This is a genomic window from Pseudoalteromonas sp. SD03, assembly GCF_040937955.1.
Lineage (GTDB): Bacteria > Pseudomonadota > Gammaproteobacteria > Enterobacterales > Alteromonadaceae > Pseudoalteromonas > Pseudoalteromonas tetraodonis.
Genome location: NZ_CP162514.1, coordinates 791,700 through 808,729, shown reverse-complemented (window position 1 = coordinate 808,729; position 17,030 = coordinate 791,700). Strand labels below are relative to the sequence as shown.

General features: G+C 37.0%; 17 protein-coding genes. 12 read left to right on the top strand and 5 right to left on the bottom strand.

The window, feature by feature from the left end; genetic code table 11:
• The first annotated feature begins 132 nt into the window (after positions 1-132).
• The 9 genes from ABZP26_RS03785 (at position 133) to ABZP26_RS03745 (ending at position 7,772) form a co-directional block, all read left to right on the top strand.
• Positions 133-1,956 carry a copper resistance system multicopper oxidase gene (locus ABZP26_RS03785; RefSeq protein ID WP_024601571.1) on the top strand — a complete coding sequence of 608 codons (1,824 nt, stop codon included), beginning with the start codon at positions 133-135 and terminating at the stop codon, positions 1,954-1,956.
• The gene (locus ABZP26_RS03780; RefSeq protein WP_008109922.1) at positions 1,953-2,816 is read left to right on the top strand and encodes a copper resistance protein B; all 864 of its coding nucleotides are present in this window, start codon (positions 1,953-1,955) and stop codon (positions 2,814-2,816) included. Before ABZP26_RS03785 ends, ABZP26_RS03780 begins: the two co-directional genes overlap by 4 nt.
• A gap of 22 nt (positions 2,817-2,838) precedes the next feature.
• Positions 2,839-3,246 (top strand): copper resistance CopC family protein, encoded by a 408-nt coding sequence (locus ABZP26_RS03775; protein WP_008109924.1) that lies wholly within the window; start codon positions 2,839-2,841, stop codon positions 3,244-3,246.
• 11 nt (positions 3,247-3,257) lie between these two features.
• On the top strand, positions 3,258-4,166 hold the full coding sequence (locus ABZP26_RS03770) for a copper resistance D family protein (RefSeq protein WP_008109926.1): 909 nt from the start codon (positions 3,258-3,260) through the stop codon (positions 4,164-4,166).
• A gap of 23 nt (positions 4,167-4,189) precedes the next feature.
• Entirely contained in the window at positions 4,190-4,678 is a 489-nt protein-coding gene (locus ABZP26_RS03765; protein ID WP_008109928.1) for a nuclear transport factor 2 family protein, read from the top strand.
• 10 nt (positions 4,679-4,688) lie between these two features.
• Positions 4,689-5,207, top strand: a complete 519-nt coding sequence (locus ABZP26_RS03760) for a DUF411 domain-containing protein (protein WP_024032684.1) — start codon at positions 4,689-4,691, stop codon at positions 5,205-5,207.
• A gap of 140 nt (positions 5,208-5,347) precedes the next feature.
• On the top strand, positions 5,348-5,857 hold the full coding sequence (locus ABZP26_RS03755; protein WP_024032683.1) for a DUF305 domain-containing protein: 510 nt from the start codon (positions 5,348-5,350) through the stop codon (positions 5,855-5,857).
• Between the two features lie 33 nt (positions 5,858-5,890).
• Positions 5,891-6,622: a MauE/DoxX family redox-associated membrane protein gene (locus ABZP26_RS03750; RefSeq protein ID WP_024032682.1), complete on the top strand. Its 732-nt coding sequence runs from the start codon at positions 5,891-5,893 to the stop codon at positions 6,620-6,622.
• Positions 6,623-7,052: 430 nt separating this feature from the next.
• Positions 7,053-7,772, top strand: coding sequence for a hypothetical protein (locus ABZP26_RS03745; protein WP_058155173.1), 720 nt, complete (start codon positions 7,053-7,055; stop codon positions 7,770-7,772).
• A gap of 518 nt (positions 7,773-8,290) precedes the next feature.
• On the opposite strand, the gene ABZP26_RS03740 is transcribed toward ABZP26_RS03745, so the two are convergent.
• Together ABZP26_RS03740 and ABZP26_RS03735 are read right to left on the bottom strand one after the other, a co-directional pair.
• Complete coding sequence (locus ABZP26_RS03740; RefSeq protein WP_231485777.1) at positions 8,291-8,791, bottom strand: type I restriction-modification system subunit M N-terminal domain-containing protein; 501 nt, start codon at positions 8,789-8,791, stop codon at positions 8,291-8,293.
• Between the two features lie 182 nt (positions 8,792-8,973).
• Complete coding sequence (locus ABZP26_RS03735; protein WP_028834328.1) at positions 8,974-9,210, bottom strand: helix-turn-helix domain-containing protein; 237 nt, start codon at positions 9,208-9,210, stop codon at positions 8,974-8,976.
• A gap of 100 nt (positions 9,211-9,310) precedes the next feature.
• On the opposite strand from ABZP26_RS03735, the gene ABZP26_RS03730 reads away from it, so the two are divergent.
• The 3 genes from ABZP26_RS03730 to dinB all read left to right on the top strand — a co-directional run bounded on the left by ABZP26_RS03730 (position 9,311) and on the right by dinB (position 12,390).
• A complete protein-coding gene (locus ABZP26_RS03730) occupies positions 9,311-9,835 on the top strand; it encodes a hypothetical protein (RefSeq protein ID WP_028834329.1) in 525 nt (174 codons plus the stop codon).
• Positions 9,832-11,265: a DEAD/DEAH box helicase gene (locus ABZP26_RS03725; protein ID WP_028834330.1), complete on the top strand. Its 1,434-nt coding sequence runs from the start codon at positions 9,832-9,834 to the stop codon at positions 11,263-11,265. Before ABZP26_RS03730 ends, ABZP26_RS03725 begins: the two co-directional genes overlap by 4 nt.
• Positions 11,266-11,331: 66 nt before the next feature.
• Positions 11,332-12,390, top strand: coding sequence for a DNA polymerase IV (dinB, locus tag ABZP26_RS03720; protein ID WP_028834331.1), 1,059 nt, complete (start codon positions 11,332-11,334; stop codon positions 12,388-12,390).
• Positions 12,391-12,716: 326 nt separating this feature from the next.
• Here dinB and ABZP26_RS03715 read toward each other — a convergent pair whose 3' ends face one another.
• From ABZP26_RS03715 to ABZP26_RS03705, 3 genes are all read right to left on the bottom strand, one after another.
• Complete coding sequence (locus tag ABZP26_RS03715; protein WP_028834332.1) at positions 12,717-13,469, bottom strand: hypothetical protein; 753 nt, start codon at positions 13,467-13,469, stop codon at positions 12,717-12,719.
• A gap of 113 nt (positions 13,470-13,582) precedes the next feature.
• A complete protein-coding gene (locus tag ABZP26_RS03710; protein WP_051440306.1) occupies positions 13,583-15,790 on the bottom strand; it encodes a hypothetical protein in 2,208 nt (735 codons plus the stop codon).
• A 146-nt stretch (positions 15,791-15,936) separates the two neighbouring features.
• Positions 15,937-16,635: a hypothetical protein gene (locus ABZP26_RS03705; RefSeq protein ID WP_028834333.1), complete on the bottom strand. Its 699-nt coding sequence runs from the start codon at positions 16,633-16,635 to the stop codon at positions 15,937-15,939.
• Positions 16,636-17,030: the final 395 nt, after the last annotated feature.

The following is a 17,030-nucleotide window of genomic DNA, read 5'->3' as shown; positions in this document are numbered from 1 at the left end:
TGCAAATATTATGCAGTATCTGTCACTACAGCAACATGACACCAACATTACAACTTTGTAATGTTCGCGTCATGTTTAAGACAGGTCTATTTTCTATACTCAATACATATTCTGGTATGAAGGAGTAAGGAAATGGGGTTTAAAAAGTCATCACAACAGGTTAGCACACCACGAAGACGATTTGTTCAAGGCTTAATTGCAGGAGGTGTACTTGCTGCTTTTCCGAGTGTATTACATGCTGCATCATCTTTAGTAACAGGAACAATAACAGGCACTGTGCCCGAACTTAGCGGCAAAGTAATTGATCTGGTTATAGATGAATCGCCGGTTAACTTTACTGGCGTAGTACGTATGGCGACAACTATCAATGGCTCTATACCCGCCCCTACCTTGCGCCTCAAAGAAGGCGATGACGTTACTATTAGAGTAACAAATAAGTTATCAGTACCGAGTTCAATTCATTGGCATGGCATTATTTTACCGTACCAAATGGATGGCGTACCTGGTATCAGTTTTAAAGGCATTATGCCTGGCGAAACCTTTGTTTATAAATTTAAATTACAACAAAGCGGTACATATTGGTATCACTCACATAGTGGCTTTCAAGAAATGACTGGCATGTACGGTGCATTAATTATTGAACCGCGAGAAAAAGATATTATTAGTGCAGATAACGAGCATGTTATTCAATTATCTGATTGGACTGATGATGACCCAATGGCGCTGTTCCGCAAATTAAAAATACAGAGTGATGTATTTAACTTCAATCAGCCCACTGTTCCAGAATTTTTTGATGACGTTTCAAATAGCGGTGTTTCGAATGCTTTGCAACGCCGCAAAATGTGGAATCAAATGAGAATGAATCCTACAGATTTAGCTGACTTATCTGCATCAGCAATGACCTTTTTAATGAACGGTAGTACGCCAATGTCAAATTGGCGAGGAATGTTTAAAGTTGGAGAAAAAGTAAGACTTAGGTTTATTAATGGCTCAAGCAATACTTTTTTTGACGTTCGTATTCCAGAACTAAAACTAACAGTTGTACAAGCTGATGGGCAAAACGTTGAACCAGTGACAGTTGATGAATTTAGATTCGGCCCTGGTGAGACCTACGACGTAATTGTTGAGCCTAAAAATGATGCCTATACGATTTTTGCTCAAAGTATGGATCGCTCTGGTTACGCAAAAGGAACTTTATCAAGCTCGCCTAATATTGATGCGCCAGTACCTGCACTTGACCCTGTTGAATGGTTAACGATGACCGATATGATGGGCAATATGACCCACGGCGGTGAGCATTCTGCAATGGCAGGTATGGCTGGCATGTCAGGTATGAACTCTAAAGAAATGGATCATAGCGCTATGGATCACGGTCCAATGGCGATGGATCATAGCAAACATGGTATGTCTGAAAACCCATTAGCGGTTGCCAGCTCTAAAGTGCGTCATGCAAAAACGGAGTATGGAGCTTCAGTTGATATGCGCGTTGATATGCCGAGAACAAATCTTGATGATCCTGGTATTGGTTTACGTAAAAATGGTCGTCGTGTTTTAACACTTGCAGATTTACACTCACTTGAAGGGATCACTAACCAGCAAGAGCCAGAAGCTGAAATTGAGCTGCATTTAACCGGAAATATGGAACGTTATAGCTGGTCATTTGATGGCTTAGAATTTGGTAAAAGCACGCCAGTGCATATGAAGCATAACCAACGTTTAAGAGTTATTTTACAAAACGATACCATGATGACGCACCCTATGCATTTGCATGGTATGTGGAGTGATTTAGAAAACGAGCAAGGTGATGTGCAAGTGCGACGTCATACGATACCTGTTCAACCCGCACAAAGAATCAGCTTTTTAACCACCCCTCACGATGTAGGTCGCTGGGCTTGGCATTGCCATTTATTATTCCATATGGATGCCGGTATGTTTAGAGAGGTAGTCGTATCATGAAACAATTAAAACTATCTAAATCATTAGGTTTATTAATGTTAACAGGGGCTTCATTAATTAGTTTCCCTTTATTAGCGCAAAGTGAAATGGCACAAATGAATAGCGCTAAGATGCAACCACAAGGAGGAAGTGCACCTAAAGATGCAAGAGACCCCCATGCTTACTCTGCGGGAACAACTTTAACAGAAGGCCCATATGCGCTTGAGGGCAATGAGCGATTAACACTCGCTGATGAGCATCCATTTTACGCATTACTAGGCGATCGTCTTGAATATAACGAGCAAGCAAACGCAGGTGTATTTGACTTACAAGCATGGTACGGCACTACCTTTGATCGATTGGTAATTAAAACCGAGGGTGATTTCAGCGAAGGAAGTATTGAAGAAAACCAAACCGATATTTTATGGGGTCACGCCGTATCAGCATATTGGGATACTCAAGCAGGTGTTCGTCTTGATTACAATAAAGAAGGTGAAAATCGGCAATGGTTAGCTTTTGGCTTACAAGGTTTAGCCCCTTATTGGTTTGAACTTGATATGACAGCATACGTAGGTGAGCGAGGCAATACCGCATTTACGTTAGAGGCAGAGTACGAACTATTACTCACGCAAAAGCTAATTATACAACCGCGAGCCGAAATTACACTTTATGGCAAAAACGATAAACAAAACGAACTTGGAAGTGGCCTATCAAGCAGCGCGATTGGCTTTAGGGTTCGTTATGAATTTACACGCCAGTTTGCGCCCTATATTGGCGTTGAATGGAGCAATAAATTTGGCAATACCGCCGACTATGCCACATCAAGTGGACAAAGTAACAACAACACCGCATTTGTTGCGGGTATTAAATTTTGGTTTTAATCATTTTAAATAAGAGGTAATTATGAAGTTTTTTAATTCTGCAGTAGCCATTTTAGGTTTAGTGCTTACATTTTCCGCATCAGCGCATATATCACTCAAGCAATCAACACCTGCGCAAGAAGCCATGTTAATGAAAAGCCCAGAGCAACTTTCGTTAACTTTTGGTGGTGAAGTAAGGCTAGCAAAAGTCATCATCAAAGATGAAAAAAATAAATCAATAAACTTTGATTTCAAACCCAGCGCCACCCCAAGCACAGACTTTAATTGGTCATTACCGAGCCTAGCCCAAGGCACTTACACGGTTAAATGGACAGCACTGGGTGGTGATGGACATAAAATGACCGACACGTTTAGATTTATGGTACACAAAAGTGAATCGCATAAGATGATGCAAGAACAATCTAATACCCACAGCAAACATAATCATTAAGTAGCAACATAATGCAATTAAGTGAATGGTCAGTACTCTTATTATTATTAAAACTAGCAAGCTATATAGCAATTGCAGGGCTTGCGGGCACTTTATTAATGCGCTTTATGTGTGGCAACAGCAATGTTGCAGGGCATCAGGTAATTAGCTTTTATCAGTTCTTAAAACGTTGGCAAATTACGTGTGTAGTTACAGGTAGTATTGCTGCACTTTTACAAGTACCAATAGAAGCTGGAGCAATGGCTGAATCAGGCTTTATGGGAATGTTTGACCCCTTTATGCTTGAAATTGTTTGGCAATCAGTCATAGGTGACCAAGCAACGTTTAGAATACCAGCGCTTATTATTGCTCTAATTAGCGCATGTATGTGGAGTGTGGAATCAGATGATAACGTAGCAGGTTATAAAAACGGTGCCGTTATACTAATCATGCTTGGGTTTATCGCTTATAGCTTCACTTTTACTGGGCACAGTGCAAATGAAAATGGGTTAGTGAAAAGTATTTTAACCTTTCACCTTATTGCCATTGCGAGCTGGTTAGGGTCATTGTGGCCGCTTTACAAAAGCTGCACTTTACTACCTACCAGTGAAGTAAAGCGGTTAATGCATTACTTTGGTCAACTCGCTATTGTTATTGTATTTGTACTACTTATTTCGGGCTTAACTCTGCTCCTGCAGTACCTAGAGTCATTTTCTGCGTTGTTTACATCAAATTATGGGCAACTAATTTTATTAAAGCTGTTACTCGTCAGCGCGATGCTGTTACTAGGTGCATGGCATAAGCTTTTTTTAGTCCCGCAAATCACTCAACAACACCATATAAGTATATTAAAACGCTCGATCACTGTTGAAATATTAATTGCCCTATTTGTACTTATTACAACAAGTGTATTTACAACACTTGTTGGTCCGCCTATTTAACGATTAATAAAAAAGGAAAATGTATGTTAATTAAATCCTTTAATTTAAAAATTTTATTGCTACTAATTTTTAGCACTGTTAGTTCTTTTACTGTTAGTGCACATGACGATGAAAAATATTCAAAAAAAGGCAAGGCCTTTGTCAATGTTGATAGCGAGGCTGCAAAAACAGTCAGCCTATTTCATGCATCTCTAAAACAAGGCAATCGCGAAGCTGCACGTAAATTACTGGCCGACGATGTCATCATTTTTGAAGGCGGAAGTGTTGAGCGTTCTGCAGATGAATACGCGAAACATCATATGATAGCGGATATGAAATTCTTAAGTGCTGTTAATAGTGAACTACTAGAGCATCAAGTTTACACAAATGGAGACATAGCTTACTCAATTTCAAGAAGTAAAACTCAAGGAAAGTACAAAGGAAAAGATATTAAGTCTATGGGAATGGAATCAATCACATTAAAAAACACCGATACAGGTTGGAAAATCACTCATATTCATTGGTCAAATTAAGGAGTTAACAATGCGAGTAATCTACATTACCTCAGCGTTATTTTTATCATTAACTATGTCATTTTCGGCGATAAGTATCGAAAAACAACATAAAGCATTAATAACTTATGAGAATTCAGAAAAACCTAAAATTGAGCTTACCGTTTATAAAAGTAAAAATTGTGGATGTTGTAATAAGTGGATTGCTCATTTGAGCGAAAACAATATTCAAACAAAAGCAATTAACGTCAATGACATGGGGACGATTAAATCTCAGTATCAAATAAAATCAAATATGCGGTCATGCCATACAGCCGTTTCAGCCGATGGATTTGTATTTGAAGGTCATGTTCCCGCCAAACATATAAAACAGTTTTTAGCTGAACAACATCCTGAAAAGACGATAGGGCTCTCTGTTCCCGCTATGCCTGCTGGTACGCCAGGTATGGAAATGGGCGATCGCTTTTATAAATATAATATTGAAATGCTTACGCACGATTTACAGCAAAATACTTATAAGCATATTAGCAAATACGCTGAGCAGTTTTAACACTTATGGCACAACTCTTGATGTAATATTAAACATTGATTCAATGATTAAATATATAGTGGGTTTACGCCTAATAACCTGTAAGAATTACCCATTGGTATAAATGATATACAAAGTAAATGATAGAAAGGAGCCATCTAATGTCGCAGTATTTAAAGTTTTTCTTAATGATAGCCACATCAACATTAGTCATGTTTGTACTGATGTATTTGAATACTTATCAGCTAAGTCATGTTTTTTTTAGTGAAACTCGCACTTATATGGCGCTTTATATGGGAGCCATGATGGCAGTGATAATGCTACTTTTCATGCTCAATATGTATAAAGATAAAAAGAAAAATATAACAGTACTCATTGCTAGTGTTACCGTATTTGCGGGAAGTTTATTTTTAGTTCGATCACAAGCGACTGTTGATGATAGCTCATGGATGTCGGCGATGATCCCACATCATTCAATTGCAATACTCACCAGTGAAAGGGCAAAAATCAAAGATAAGCGAGTCCAAGAGCTTGCAACAAATATTATTGAGGCACAGCGTCGTGAGATTAAAGAAATGCAGTGGTTACTAAAGGATATAGAGAAAAATGGCCTAGCAGAAACTCAGGAGCAAGCACAATCTAGGACCGTACCGGATTTTAATGCTAAGTAAAATTTTATACCAATACATAAAAGGGAGCTAAACATGAGTAAATCAGCCCAACTTTTTAGAATGGCCACAGATGAGCATATTTGTCCGTTTGGTTTAAAATCAAAAGACCTACTAGAGCGAGAGGGATATACAGTTGATGATCAGCTATTAACTTCTCGAGAGCAAACAGATGAATTTAAAAAACAACACAGTGTAGAAACTACACCTCAAACATTTATTGATAATAAACGTATAGGTGGCTATGACGACTTACTCGATTACTTTGATAAGCCAAAAGCTGGGCAAGAAGGTACAACTTACACGCCCGTGATTGCGATTTTTTCGGTTAGTTTTTTGCTTAGTGTGGCATTTAGTTTTGCAGCGAATAATAGCTTATTATCAATGCAAACCGCTGAACTGTTTGTAGCCCTAACAATGGCAGTGTTAGCAATACAAAAGCTTCAAGACTTATTTAGCTTTACTAATTCATTTATAACCTATGACTTAGTCGCTATGAAAGTAGTCAGGTACGCCTATGTTTACCCATTTTTAGAAGCATTTGTTGGCATTGGAATGATAGCCGGATTACCAGCCTATATTATTGCCCCTATTTCATTGTTCATAGGTGGGGTTGGTGCTGTTTCAGTGATAAAAGCAGTCTATATAGATAAACGAGAGTTAAAATGTGCGTGTGTAGGCGGTGACAGTAACGTACCACTAGGGTTTATCTCCCTAACAGAAAACCTGTTTATGATCGCTGCCGGTATTTGGATGTTTGTTAAGTAAACAACAGCTTTAATTTAAAAACATGATGATGTACTAGTGTGATTACCAAGGGATTATGTCGCTCTAATTACCGAGCGACTTTGTCGTAAATAGCATATCAGCTGTACTAGCTCATATCAGATCTCACAGTTTAAGTGAATAAGTTTAGACTTCATCAGGCAGACTGCTATGAGCGAGGAGCGGACACTGAAAAGTTAAATTTATTATTACTTCTTTGAGTAAGAGCCTAATTCTGTTCGATAACATTATTAAACGCCGCTTTGGGGAAAAATAACATGCTTAATATCTCGCTATTTTAATTACTTGTTTACAAAGGAAATTATTGGTGAAATTATCGGGGTATGTAATATACGCCGTTTTGGTGTGTTATAAACCACCAAAACGGTGTTCAATAAGCTGTTAGCCATTAATTCATACGTACGGAGTTTATATGCTTACCCATTCCTTCGAAGACCTGACTCAAACGTTTAGAGTTCTGCTTGAATCGAATCAAAGATTAAAACAATTAATTGATATTGATAGAGCAGAAGCCGTGGGTACTGTGGAAACTGCAATTAACGCAAAATTAAATGCATTCCATAATTTATATGATTTGATGGCGCAAGAATTAGGAAAGCCAGTAGATTGGTATTCAGTCCCTGAACTTTGCATAATTCTGGCAATTCGCAATGCTCGCCACCATAACAAAGCAAACAGAATTAGAAGTTTATGGAACTACCATAATCAAGTTTGTGAAAAGCCTACAAACAAAAAGAAGTATCTATACGTAAATTCTGTTGTACCTGAAGAGGAAGAAGGTGGAGGGTACTTTGATATACCTCTATCTTGGTCTGATTTAGACGATTTGTTAACTTTGCCACGAAATGAATCAAGATTGAGAGCTAATGCTAGAGATCTAATTCGTAACTATTTAAATGCAGATAAATTTGAAGAAGAGGCAAAATCTTTAGGTTTCAGTAAATCTCAAATATTTTTCAACTTTGTGCCTTTGTCTCTGAATGCAGGAATTGCATTGCACCCATTTGTGAAAGAGCATGTGACACCTGATTCAGTAGAGTCTGAATTTTTTTTACAGCACTTTGAAAATACAGCCTCAGCACTGACTAAAGAACACGACTATCAAGAGTTCACATTTTCACTACCAGAGTAAATGGCTAACAAGAGTCTAAGGTTACGACAGTCCGCAAATGGCACAGAGCCGTCCTTCGGCTCTAACTCATTTATGTCCAAAAACGCGCTAGAGTGGCCGTCTGCTCATAGCTGCATATCAGGTGGCTTCTATACTTATTAAGCTACTTCAAATTATGATTGTTATTAACTTTGATCCCATGATTGATGTCAAAGAGCAGCTTCACTATGCTTATATTTAGCTTACCCAAAGACAACCCTCATAGAAGCACGTAATTATCGCTGGTATGTGTAAACTCAAATCGCCCCGATTTATCTGATATGTCATAAGTAGATTTAGTATCATTATCATGGTGATATAAAAAATCACTTTGATGAGTATGATTCAACACTTTGCATTTGGATCTTACTAATAATATGGCAACTATAGTGCACGTTAAACTCTGTATTAATCTTTCGTTGGATTTAAAAAGTAGATAACACTTTGGTTGCTAAATTTAGGTGGCATTCGTATAGAAAACTTGAAGATAACATTATTTATTATTCACTCTCGTTACGGCCAGCGTTACCCATGCTTTGAATTTTTACTTCGTACAGGTGGGAAAGCTCATGCTTTTCTTCTTGCGAACGAAAGCGCAGTTCGTCTACTTTTTCGAGCGCATCACGCAGTGAATAACCGCTTTGAATTTTGTTTTTGATCTCGCTAAAAATCTCACCGATTTTGTATTCAATGGTATCTGGGCGCTCCGCACGAAGCTTAAAGCCTTTAAGGTATGGAAATAACTCACCATCAACAAAATCCATTAAGTCGCTGCCGGTTAAGGCGTTATCGTGATCAAACTCACCATTAGCAGTTTTAGGCGCAGCCCAAGAACTCCAGCGGTATTTCTCATCGATAATGTATTGGTAGTCTTCTGCGATCAATTCGGCTTCTTGCGACTTTGTAAACTCTAAGTCATCAAGGTATTTTAAAAATAGCATCCACGACGATTGCTCGGTGTAGTCTAGTTCGCTAGAACAGCCAGCATTTTTATGGAAAATGTCGTCGATATTTTAAAGGTTTGATCGAACATGTAAATTAAGTCCTTGTTAGCCAATGAGTTTGAGATGATTTTTTTGCTTAAAGCAACTCACTCGCTTATTTATATTTCTGAGGTAATAGTGATTAATATACCCTAATTAATTAAAAAATTAATAATATATTAGTATCAAGTAGTTTTTGGTTAATCTAGGTCAATTTTATACTTTTTCCTTGCCGGTAGTATCTCTTCAAACTCGCAATTTAATGCGTTTACTAATTTATATAAGGTTTCGAGTTTAATATTAACATTACCTCTTTCCATTTTTCCGTAATTACCGCGCTCTATACCGACATAGGCGGCAAAGCCTTCTTGCGAATAACCTGCTTCTTTTCGTTTTTCTCGTAGTTTTTCACCAAAATTTTTAACTAAATCACTCACCAGATTCCCCTCAAGGCAAAATGATTAGATTTTCATGTTGAGGGCTTAACTACCACGCCCTATAATACCCATTATTATAAGAAGTTTATTAGGATTTACTTTGAAATTTGACCCTCTCGTAGCTCAAATTATTGTTGCACCAAATTTTGATAACTTTACAACAAGTGATGTGCGCTCGGCGTACTTAGCATTAAAAAGTGATTCTTCTTTAGTACCTACCGCAGTTAGGCGAAGTATATACGCAGAACTGCTCAAGCTTGTTAAAAAAGGCTGGCTGAAAAAGGTGGTATCAAATAAAAAAGGATTTACGCGATTCAATAAAACAGAGAGCTTTGATGTTGAGGTAATTACTCACTTAGCTAGTTCAATACCTATTTCAATCACAGAAAAAGAAAATGATAAACATGCGCTGTTACTTAGTAAGTTAAACCATTACAAAGCCGAGTTATTATTGAATATGGGGGAATCAGAGGCGTATAAAGAGCTCTATTTGGAGTCACCCGAACTGGTAGATGAACTACAGCCACAATACAACAAAGCAAGAGACAACAATACCAGAATACTTGGCAAGATTAGAGCGATTGAAGGCTTACTGAAGCAAAACGAAGCATTAGAAAAAATATGAAACTAAGACTATGGCAAGCCGAATGTATTAATTTTGCGCTTACACAATATCAGAACGGCAATAGCCACTTTTTAGCCTTGGCAACTCCTGGGGCGGGTAAAACTTTGATGGCTTCAGAATTAGCTAACCAGTTATTAAAAAGCAATATGGTCGATTTAATCATTTGTTTTTCACCGTCGTCTATTGTTTCCCAAGACTTTAAGGAAAGCTTACAGCTAAAAACGAATGAACGATTTGATGGGTTTATTGGCGCTAAAGGTAGAGCTTTAACCTATCAAAGCTTACAGTATTTAGATGTGCACTTTTGGCAACTATTTGAACGATATCGTGTTTTTGTAATATTTGATGAAATTCATCATTGTGCAGGCTCTAATATTGACAATGCCAATGCATGGGGTGAGCAGATAATACTTAACATTCAAAATAAAGCACAGTACACATTAGCCTTAACAGGCACTCCCTGGCGCTCTGACGCTGCTCCTATTGTTCTTTCATCGTATCAACAGCCTAACAATAAAATAACGTGTGACTACGTTTACGGGCTTTCTGAGGCTATTGGAGATAATGTTTGTCGGGTTCCACAAATAGTAGCTGTTGATAATAGCCGCATTACAGTTGTAGATGACGCTGACACCAAAACATTTAACTGCTTTAAAGCGTTATTAAACGACTCTGGCGTTTCTTATCAAGAAATTATTGAAAATGAAGCGGTAATAAAATACATGATTTCTTCAGCTCAAAAGAAGCTGACTTCAATCAGAGTGAAAACCCCCGATGCAGCGGGGTTAATTGTTGCATCGTCTGTTGAGCATGCCCATCAAATCTCTATGTTAATGCGAACTCAGTTTGACGAGGGTAGCACTGTTGTAACCTATCGAGAAAATGAACCTACAAGTATTATTCAGCAGTTTAGGTATGCACAAACTAAGTGGATTATTTCTGTTGGTATGATTAGCGAAGGTACAAACATCCCTCGTTTGCAGGTTTGCTGCCACCTTACAAACATAAAAACAGAAATGCATTTTAGGCAAATATTGGGCCGTATACTGAGGGTAACAAACTCTAAAAACCAAGAAGCTATTATGTACATGCCCGCCGAACCTAAGCTTTTAGAGTATGCGTATAGAGTTAATCAAGATGTTCCTTTTGAAGCTGATGTAGTTAAGTTTGAAAAGATGAAAGCTACTGCTAAAGAGCCTACAGAAGGTAAAGATTTAAGTAAAATGACTTTTAATAAGAAAAATAAAAAACCTTCCAAAGCTCAGTTTGATTTAGATAACTTTGCTGACTTTTTTGATCAGCCAGTTATGAGCAATAGGCCTGAAGCGACTGAGGAGCATTTTTTAACCGGTGCCTATGAGCGAATAATTAATATATCAGGCCGCTTTCAGCAAGAGGCTATTGCTTTGGGGTTAAGTGAATTGAGATAGACTGTTAATTGATCTCTGCAAAAAAACACTGTATTTTTATACAGGCTTCATTTTTTATTAATAAATATGCGAAAAATAATTCATGTAGATATGGACGCATTTTATGTGTCTGTAGAAATTAGAGACAACCCAAAGCTAGCGAATAAGCCCGTTGCAGTTGGTGGTAGCAGGAGCTCTAGAGGCGTGCTCTCTACTAGTAATTATATAGCGAGGCGATATGGTGTAAGAAGTGCAATGCCGACAAGTGTAGCACTGCGAAAATGCCCTGACTTAATTTTGGTTCCGGGCAGAATGGAAGTATATAAATCGGTAAGCTCTCAAATTAGAGAGATTTTCGAACGATATACAGACATTATTGAGCCCCTAAGCTTAGATGAAGCATACTTGGACGTTACTGATTGTAAGCTCTTTAGCGGTTCAGCCACGCTAATCGCACAAGATATATGTCGCTCTATCCATAAAGAATTAAATCTCACAGCTTCTGCTGGCGTTGCACCAATAAAGTTTTTAGCTAAAGTTGCCTCTGACTTAAATAAACCAAATGGTGTTTATGTCATTCCCCCTAAAGATGTAGATTCTTTTATCGATAATATGGAGTTAAAAAAAATCCCTGGTGTTGGTAAAGTAACTAATGAAAAGCTACTTCTTAATAACCTTAAGTTTGGTAGAGACGTGAAAGCATCTAGCTTAGAGTATTTAACTTCTAAATATGGAAAGCTTGGTCGATTGTTATGGGACCGATGCAGTGGAAGTGACGATAGACCAATTATGGTCAGTAGAGAAAGAAAGTCGGTAGGTGTTGAAAGAACGTTCCCTGAAGATATATTAGATCTATCTATTCTTGATGATATTCTCAAAAATAAATTACTCCCAGAGCTTCAAAAAAGAGCCGAAAAACAATTGTTAGATAGAGGTATCAGCAAGATTGGCGTTAAAGTTAAGTTCTCTGATTTTCATCAAACAACTAAAGAGTTTTCAACAGATAAAATTGACTTGGCCATTTTATCTGAATTATTAGTTGAAGCCTTTGCACGAGGAAATGGAAAAAAAGTACGTCTACTTGGTATCCACATAGGGCTTACACCTAATAAAAGTGAAACAGAGCAAATTTCATTTGAGTGGTAGTACGATTTAAGGGACAGTCTATTGGTAAGCGCCACTTAAATTGAGATTTCACGGCAGCTTGAGAATAGTTTGAATTTCAAGCACGGTGTAGTGTTGGAGTTTATTAGTTAGAGCCTGCTTTAAATTAAAGTAAGGTTAGTTAAGGTTTAGGTTTAGGTTTAGGTAAATATTTTAATGGTCGAAAATTTATTACATTAAGTCTTTAAAAACTTTAGTCTATAGATACGGAATTTATCAACAGGCTATTTCCGGTATGTGCCATTTCCGGACGTTCGTAACGCGTCAAGCAGGGGCGCAGCTTTGTTGCGTCCCTGCTTGATTGTTAGCTACTTTTCGCCTTTTGATCCGCTGTCGGAAGCGCTTGTCTTACCTCCATCAGTGTTGCCCTTAAAGATCACATTTTGTGGACCAATTGGCTTAGGAGCTGCTGAAGGCGTTGGCAAAGGGGCTGCACTGGGAGCCGCTTGCTGTCCTTGGTTGCTGTTACCCGAATCATTATCGGCCATATTTTCTTCCTTTTTTTGGGATATATTATCAATTAAATTTACTTGGTAAACCTTATCTACTGTAGTAACTCGTTCGTAAATATAAAAAGGCGAAGCACAGAATAGAAAGACAAAGGCAACAACCACGAATAAGGTTGCATCGTGTAAGTAGTTACCTCTTTTTATATTGTTTGCACTATTGTGCTCAGCGGCTTCCGACAACTTTTCGTCAAAGTATTCATCAAAATCAATAATTGCTTTATCGACGCATGAGCCATTTGTATTATGCCAATTTTTAAGATCTTCTAGGTGTTTTCTCAACTGTTTCGCTAGCGGTATTTTTTGATACGAATATCCTAAGAATGTCCGAACCAGCTTATAAACAGAAATTAACATGCTTCCGATAGCAAGAAGTACAAACAACAAAAACAAATATGTAGCTGGTTCATTTGAGTACCTAAATCCAGTAATTACAGCAGCAAGCGCTCCACCGAGTATCGTTAATGCAACAATAGGTGTATTTGTCGCCGAAGCTATACCGTTCCTCTGCTCAAGCTCAAAATCATATTGTTTTTGAAAAACATCCCTATTCAAATCTCGCCTCCGATATAGCTAACGCCCCCAAAAGGGGCTGATAATAGTTTACTAAAATGTGCAAAGTAGCGGAACCGAGCAAACTATTAGCAGTTCCGTGCTTAATGTGCTTGTTAAAGGGCTGGCTCGCTTTCTTGAGTAACTGGAACTGCCGACTCTAACTCCAAAATTTCTGAATACAATGTGATTAAGTGTTCGATCGTCAAATCTAATATCGGTTCATACATGAACGAATTAAGGTGAATGTTCGAGCTAACAGTAATGCTAACCTTTTCAAGAGTGCTGATAGCTTGACTATCAGGTAATTCTTTTATGTATGACTTTATTAGAGCACCAAACTGATTCATTGATTGACACCAATAAGTATCATCAGATTTTATTTTGCGCATTTCTTCGATAAGAAAAATTTCAGATCTCATTCTGATAGCTATTGATAAAAGGACTTTATCTTCTAAATTAAGTCCCTCATGGTTAGCCCTATCTTTGATCTCATTTGCTTTATTAAATAATAATTCTTTGAAAGAATTTGCATCGTTCGTCGGGTAATTCGTACCAAATAACCGATTATAGATCTTATAATACTCACCTATAGTAATTTGGGCTGTGTCTTCTTTCCAGTGCAATAGACTAGTAAGCTTCAAGTAATCAGGATCAGTTTCGCCTTTAATATACTCGAGCAGATTTCTTGTAAAAGGTACTGTCGCACAAAGGATGAACTCACTATTAGTTATGTTTCTTTTCCACTTTCCAATAAAGTAGTTTTTTATACCTTCAGCTTGAGAGAGCTCTATACCATTTTCAGTTCTGTTAGCCATTAAACATCTTTCACGATGAACAAAGTTATTTGCCAAAGTTCTAAAGAAATCAAAATTATGAGTCAGAATTAATTGTGAGAAATGTTCAATCTCAGAGATATCCTCAAGGTATTGAACAATAGCATGCTTATTTTTGTAATCGAAAGAGTCTGCTACATCGTCAATAATAAAAAGAGTCTCCGCTGATTTTCTTTTTCTATCTTCTACTTCAAAGATAAAATTAAGAAGATAAAGTGCGCGTTTCTCTCCTTGGCTTAAAGACTTAATTTCACTTCTAGTACAATCTATACGATCATCACCATCTTTAAACGTGAACTTTAATTGTGCTTTATCTTTACCTAATGCTGCTTCAACCTGATTAAATAATGAAAGAGTAAAAGGCATGTCGACAAAACGATTATTAAAAAGCTCTATAGCTACAGACCAATTTGGAGCTTCTGTTGCAGCGTCTAATTCGATTTGTTGCAACTCAGCTTGATTGTCGGAGAAAGCTTCTAGGAATACATCAGTATCAGGACAATTTTGAATATAAAAAGCCCATAAGCTCCTTTTAAATTCTGCTTGGTTATCAGGTTTTACATTATGCAAAAGTAGCTCAACCTCAGTTGCAGAAATATTTTCCAACAATGAAATTAATGCTTGAGTCTGTGCATTTTTAGCTAAATTAACTCTTAACTTTTTAAGTTCATCATCACTGTCAATTGACTCATGTACAACCCTCATTTTTTCTTGCAGTTCTTCGTAATTAATTGAAGAAGCCTCACCTTGAAGATGAACTTTATGCCCACCGGCAAAGTAACCTTGCTTATTTAAGGTGCTGAAAGATATATCTGCTTTTGTAGGGTTAAAAACCCCTCTACTGTATATTGTTCCTTCTTGATTAAAGAGCTCTTGATAACGCTGATTAAACTCATCGGATTTTGATAGAAACTCAGGACTTTCTAGTATCGAAATGGCTTTGGGGTCGAATATTTCGTTATAGATAAAACTTTTTAAATCATCACCAATAACAATTTCTTTTGCTAATTCTATTGCTCTAACAAAATTATCTGTTTGAAAGTCATTTATCAGCCTATTTTCGACTTCACCTTTTTTTAGTTTGGACTTTTTTTGGAGTGATGTTTCAAGCTTTGATTTCAATTTGTGAATGTTAGAAATTAATGTGTCATATCTAATCTTACTCTCTTGATTAATTAGAATATTTGTTACGGCTTCATTATCAGAGCTTATTTCTATTTCAGATTTAAGAACGTATATTTGTTCCTTTTTAATTTCAACATTATCAACTTCAATAGTACAAGTTGGTAGGCGATTAAAGCGTTCTTCTTTTGGCTGTTCGCCTTTTGATAAGGCATCAAAAGTTCTAGAAAACGATGTTTTCATCAGTCCGTTTGGGGCATAGATTGAGTAAGCTTTAGTTTTTCCTCGGGTGTTAGATAAATCAAAAGTTTCATTTAATGAAGAAATACCGTAACAGTTTTCAAAACGTACTTTAAGGTTATCCATAACTCATCCTTTTAATTATTAACCGAGGGTAGATTAATCATCTAGCCCTGTAACGCCGCACTAAGCGGACTAAAATGGTGGGTTGAATGTGTGCGAAGCAAAACGTAACCTATTGTTTTACTCTCATTTAAGTGCCTAGTTAGCTGCTATATATTCTGAAGTTCATTTTTCATTTGTTTTATTAAACTAGTTCGAATAATTTCATTTTGTAGACCTAGCTCAGTAAGAATATTTGTTAACTCAGTTTGTTTATCTTTATCATTCATACCATTGGGAGTCGCAAGATACTGCATAAAATCAGTAGATAAATCCTTTGTTTGCTCCAAGTTGATAAGTAAATCATTCAATAAACTTTCAGCTTCATCAGAAGTGCTCAGTCGCAATTTGTTTGTTTGATTTTTTACTTCGACAAAAGCCAAGTTTAAGTCGTTACATAGTAAGAGCATTTCAGAAAAGTAATCTGAAAATGAAACCTCTACACTTTTCGTTGAGCCGTCACTATCCTCAATTGATTCAAGCAACCGAGTCATCATAGGCATCATTCTTTCTTTAAAGATGACTTGCCCTTGGCTCTGGTACTTATCTAAGTCGTTACAAAAGTCAGAGTACACTTTCCTTTTATCTTCATACTGATATTTTCGGTGTTCAATCTCTAAGTTATGCTCTTTTTTTACTTGCTCTACCTCTACAACGAACTTCTTTTCTACAGATCTTTTTTCTTCTTCTAATCGCCTAACATCTTCTAATAATGCGCGGTTCTGTGCTTTCTTTTTAAGGTATGCAGCCACATATCCAGCTATAGCACCAAGAATAATTCCTATTAAAATTTCGATTGGAGACTCCAAAGTATTCCTTAGCAGCTAACAGCTTTATCAGTGGACACTTTCCTATTTTAGCGCGAAAACGTCCTTATTTTATGAATCCCTATTAATAGCAAATAGCGTAAACTATTGCCAGCTACAAATATTATGCTTTCTGTAGCCTATATAAACATGTAAAAAAGAGGAAAGTTTCCTCTTATTCTTACTAAGCTAATAACAACTTACTTAAATGACTGGTTTTCGCTCAAATAAGACCCCGAAAAGTTGCTCATATATCTATCTAGGTTAACGCTATCAAAAAACAAAAGTATATTTCCGGTAATTACCCTTGAAGCCCTATAAACGGAAGTTTTCTTCCGAAATATAGCAATATAGGCTTACAAACCGGAAGCTTACTTCTGCTTTGTATTTTAAGATTA

Coding starts and splice junctions, on each gene's coding strand:
- ABZP26_RS03745 (WP_058155173.1), top strand. CDS start 7,053: ATGCTTACCCATTCCTTCGAAGACCTGACTCAAACGTTTAGAGTTCTG.
- ABZP26_RS03775 (WP_008109924.1), top strand. CDS start 2,839: ATGAAGTTTTTTAATTCTGCAGTAGCCATTTTAGGTTTAGTGCTTACA.
- ABZP26_RS03710 (WP_051440306.1), bottom strand. CDS start 15,790: ATGGATAACCTTAAAGTACGTTTTGAAAACTGTTACGGTATTTCTTCA.
- ABZP26_RS03770 (WP_008109926.1), top strand. CDS start 3,258: ATGCAATTAAGTGAATGGTCAGTACTCTTATTATTATTAAAACTAGCA.
- ABZP26_RS03750 (WP_024032682.1), top strand. CDS start 5,891: ATGAGTAAATCAGCCCAACTTTTTAGAATGGCCACAGATGAGCATATT.
- dinB (WP_028834331.1), top strand. CDS start 11,332: ATGCGAAAAATAATTCATGTAGATATGGACGCATTTTATGTGTCTGTA.
- ABZP26_RS03785 (WP_024601571.1), top strand. CDS start 133: ATGGGGTTTAAAAAGTCATCACAACAGGTTAGCACACCACGAAGACGA.
- ABZP26_RS03755 (WP_024032683.1), top strand. CDS start 5,348: ATGTCGCAGTATTTAAAGTTTTTCTTAATGATAGCCACATCAACATTA.
- ABZP26_RS03725 (WP_028834330.1), top strand. CDS start 9,832: ATGAAACTAAGACTATGGCAAGCCGAATGTATTAATTTTGCGCTTACA.
- ABZP26_RS03760 (WP_024032684.1), top strand. CDS start 4,689: ATGCGAGTAATCTACATTACCTCAGCGTTATTTTTATCATTAACTATG.
- ABZP26_RS03765 (WP_008109928.1), top strand. CDS start 4,190: ATGTTAATTAAATCCTTTAATTTAAAAATTTTATTGCTACTAATTTTT.
- ABZP26_RS03780 (WP_008109922.1), top strand. CDS start 1,953: ATGAAACAATTAAAACTATCTAAATCATTAGGTTTATTAATGTTAACA.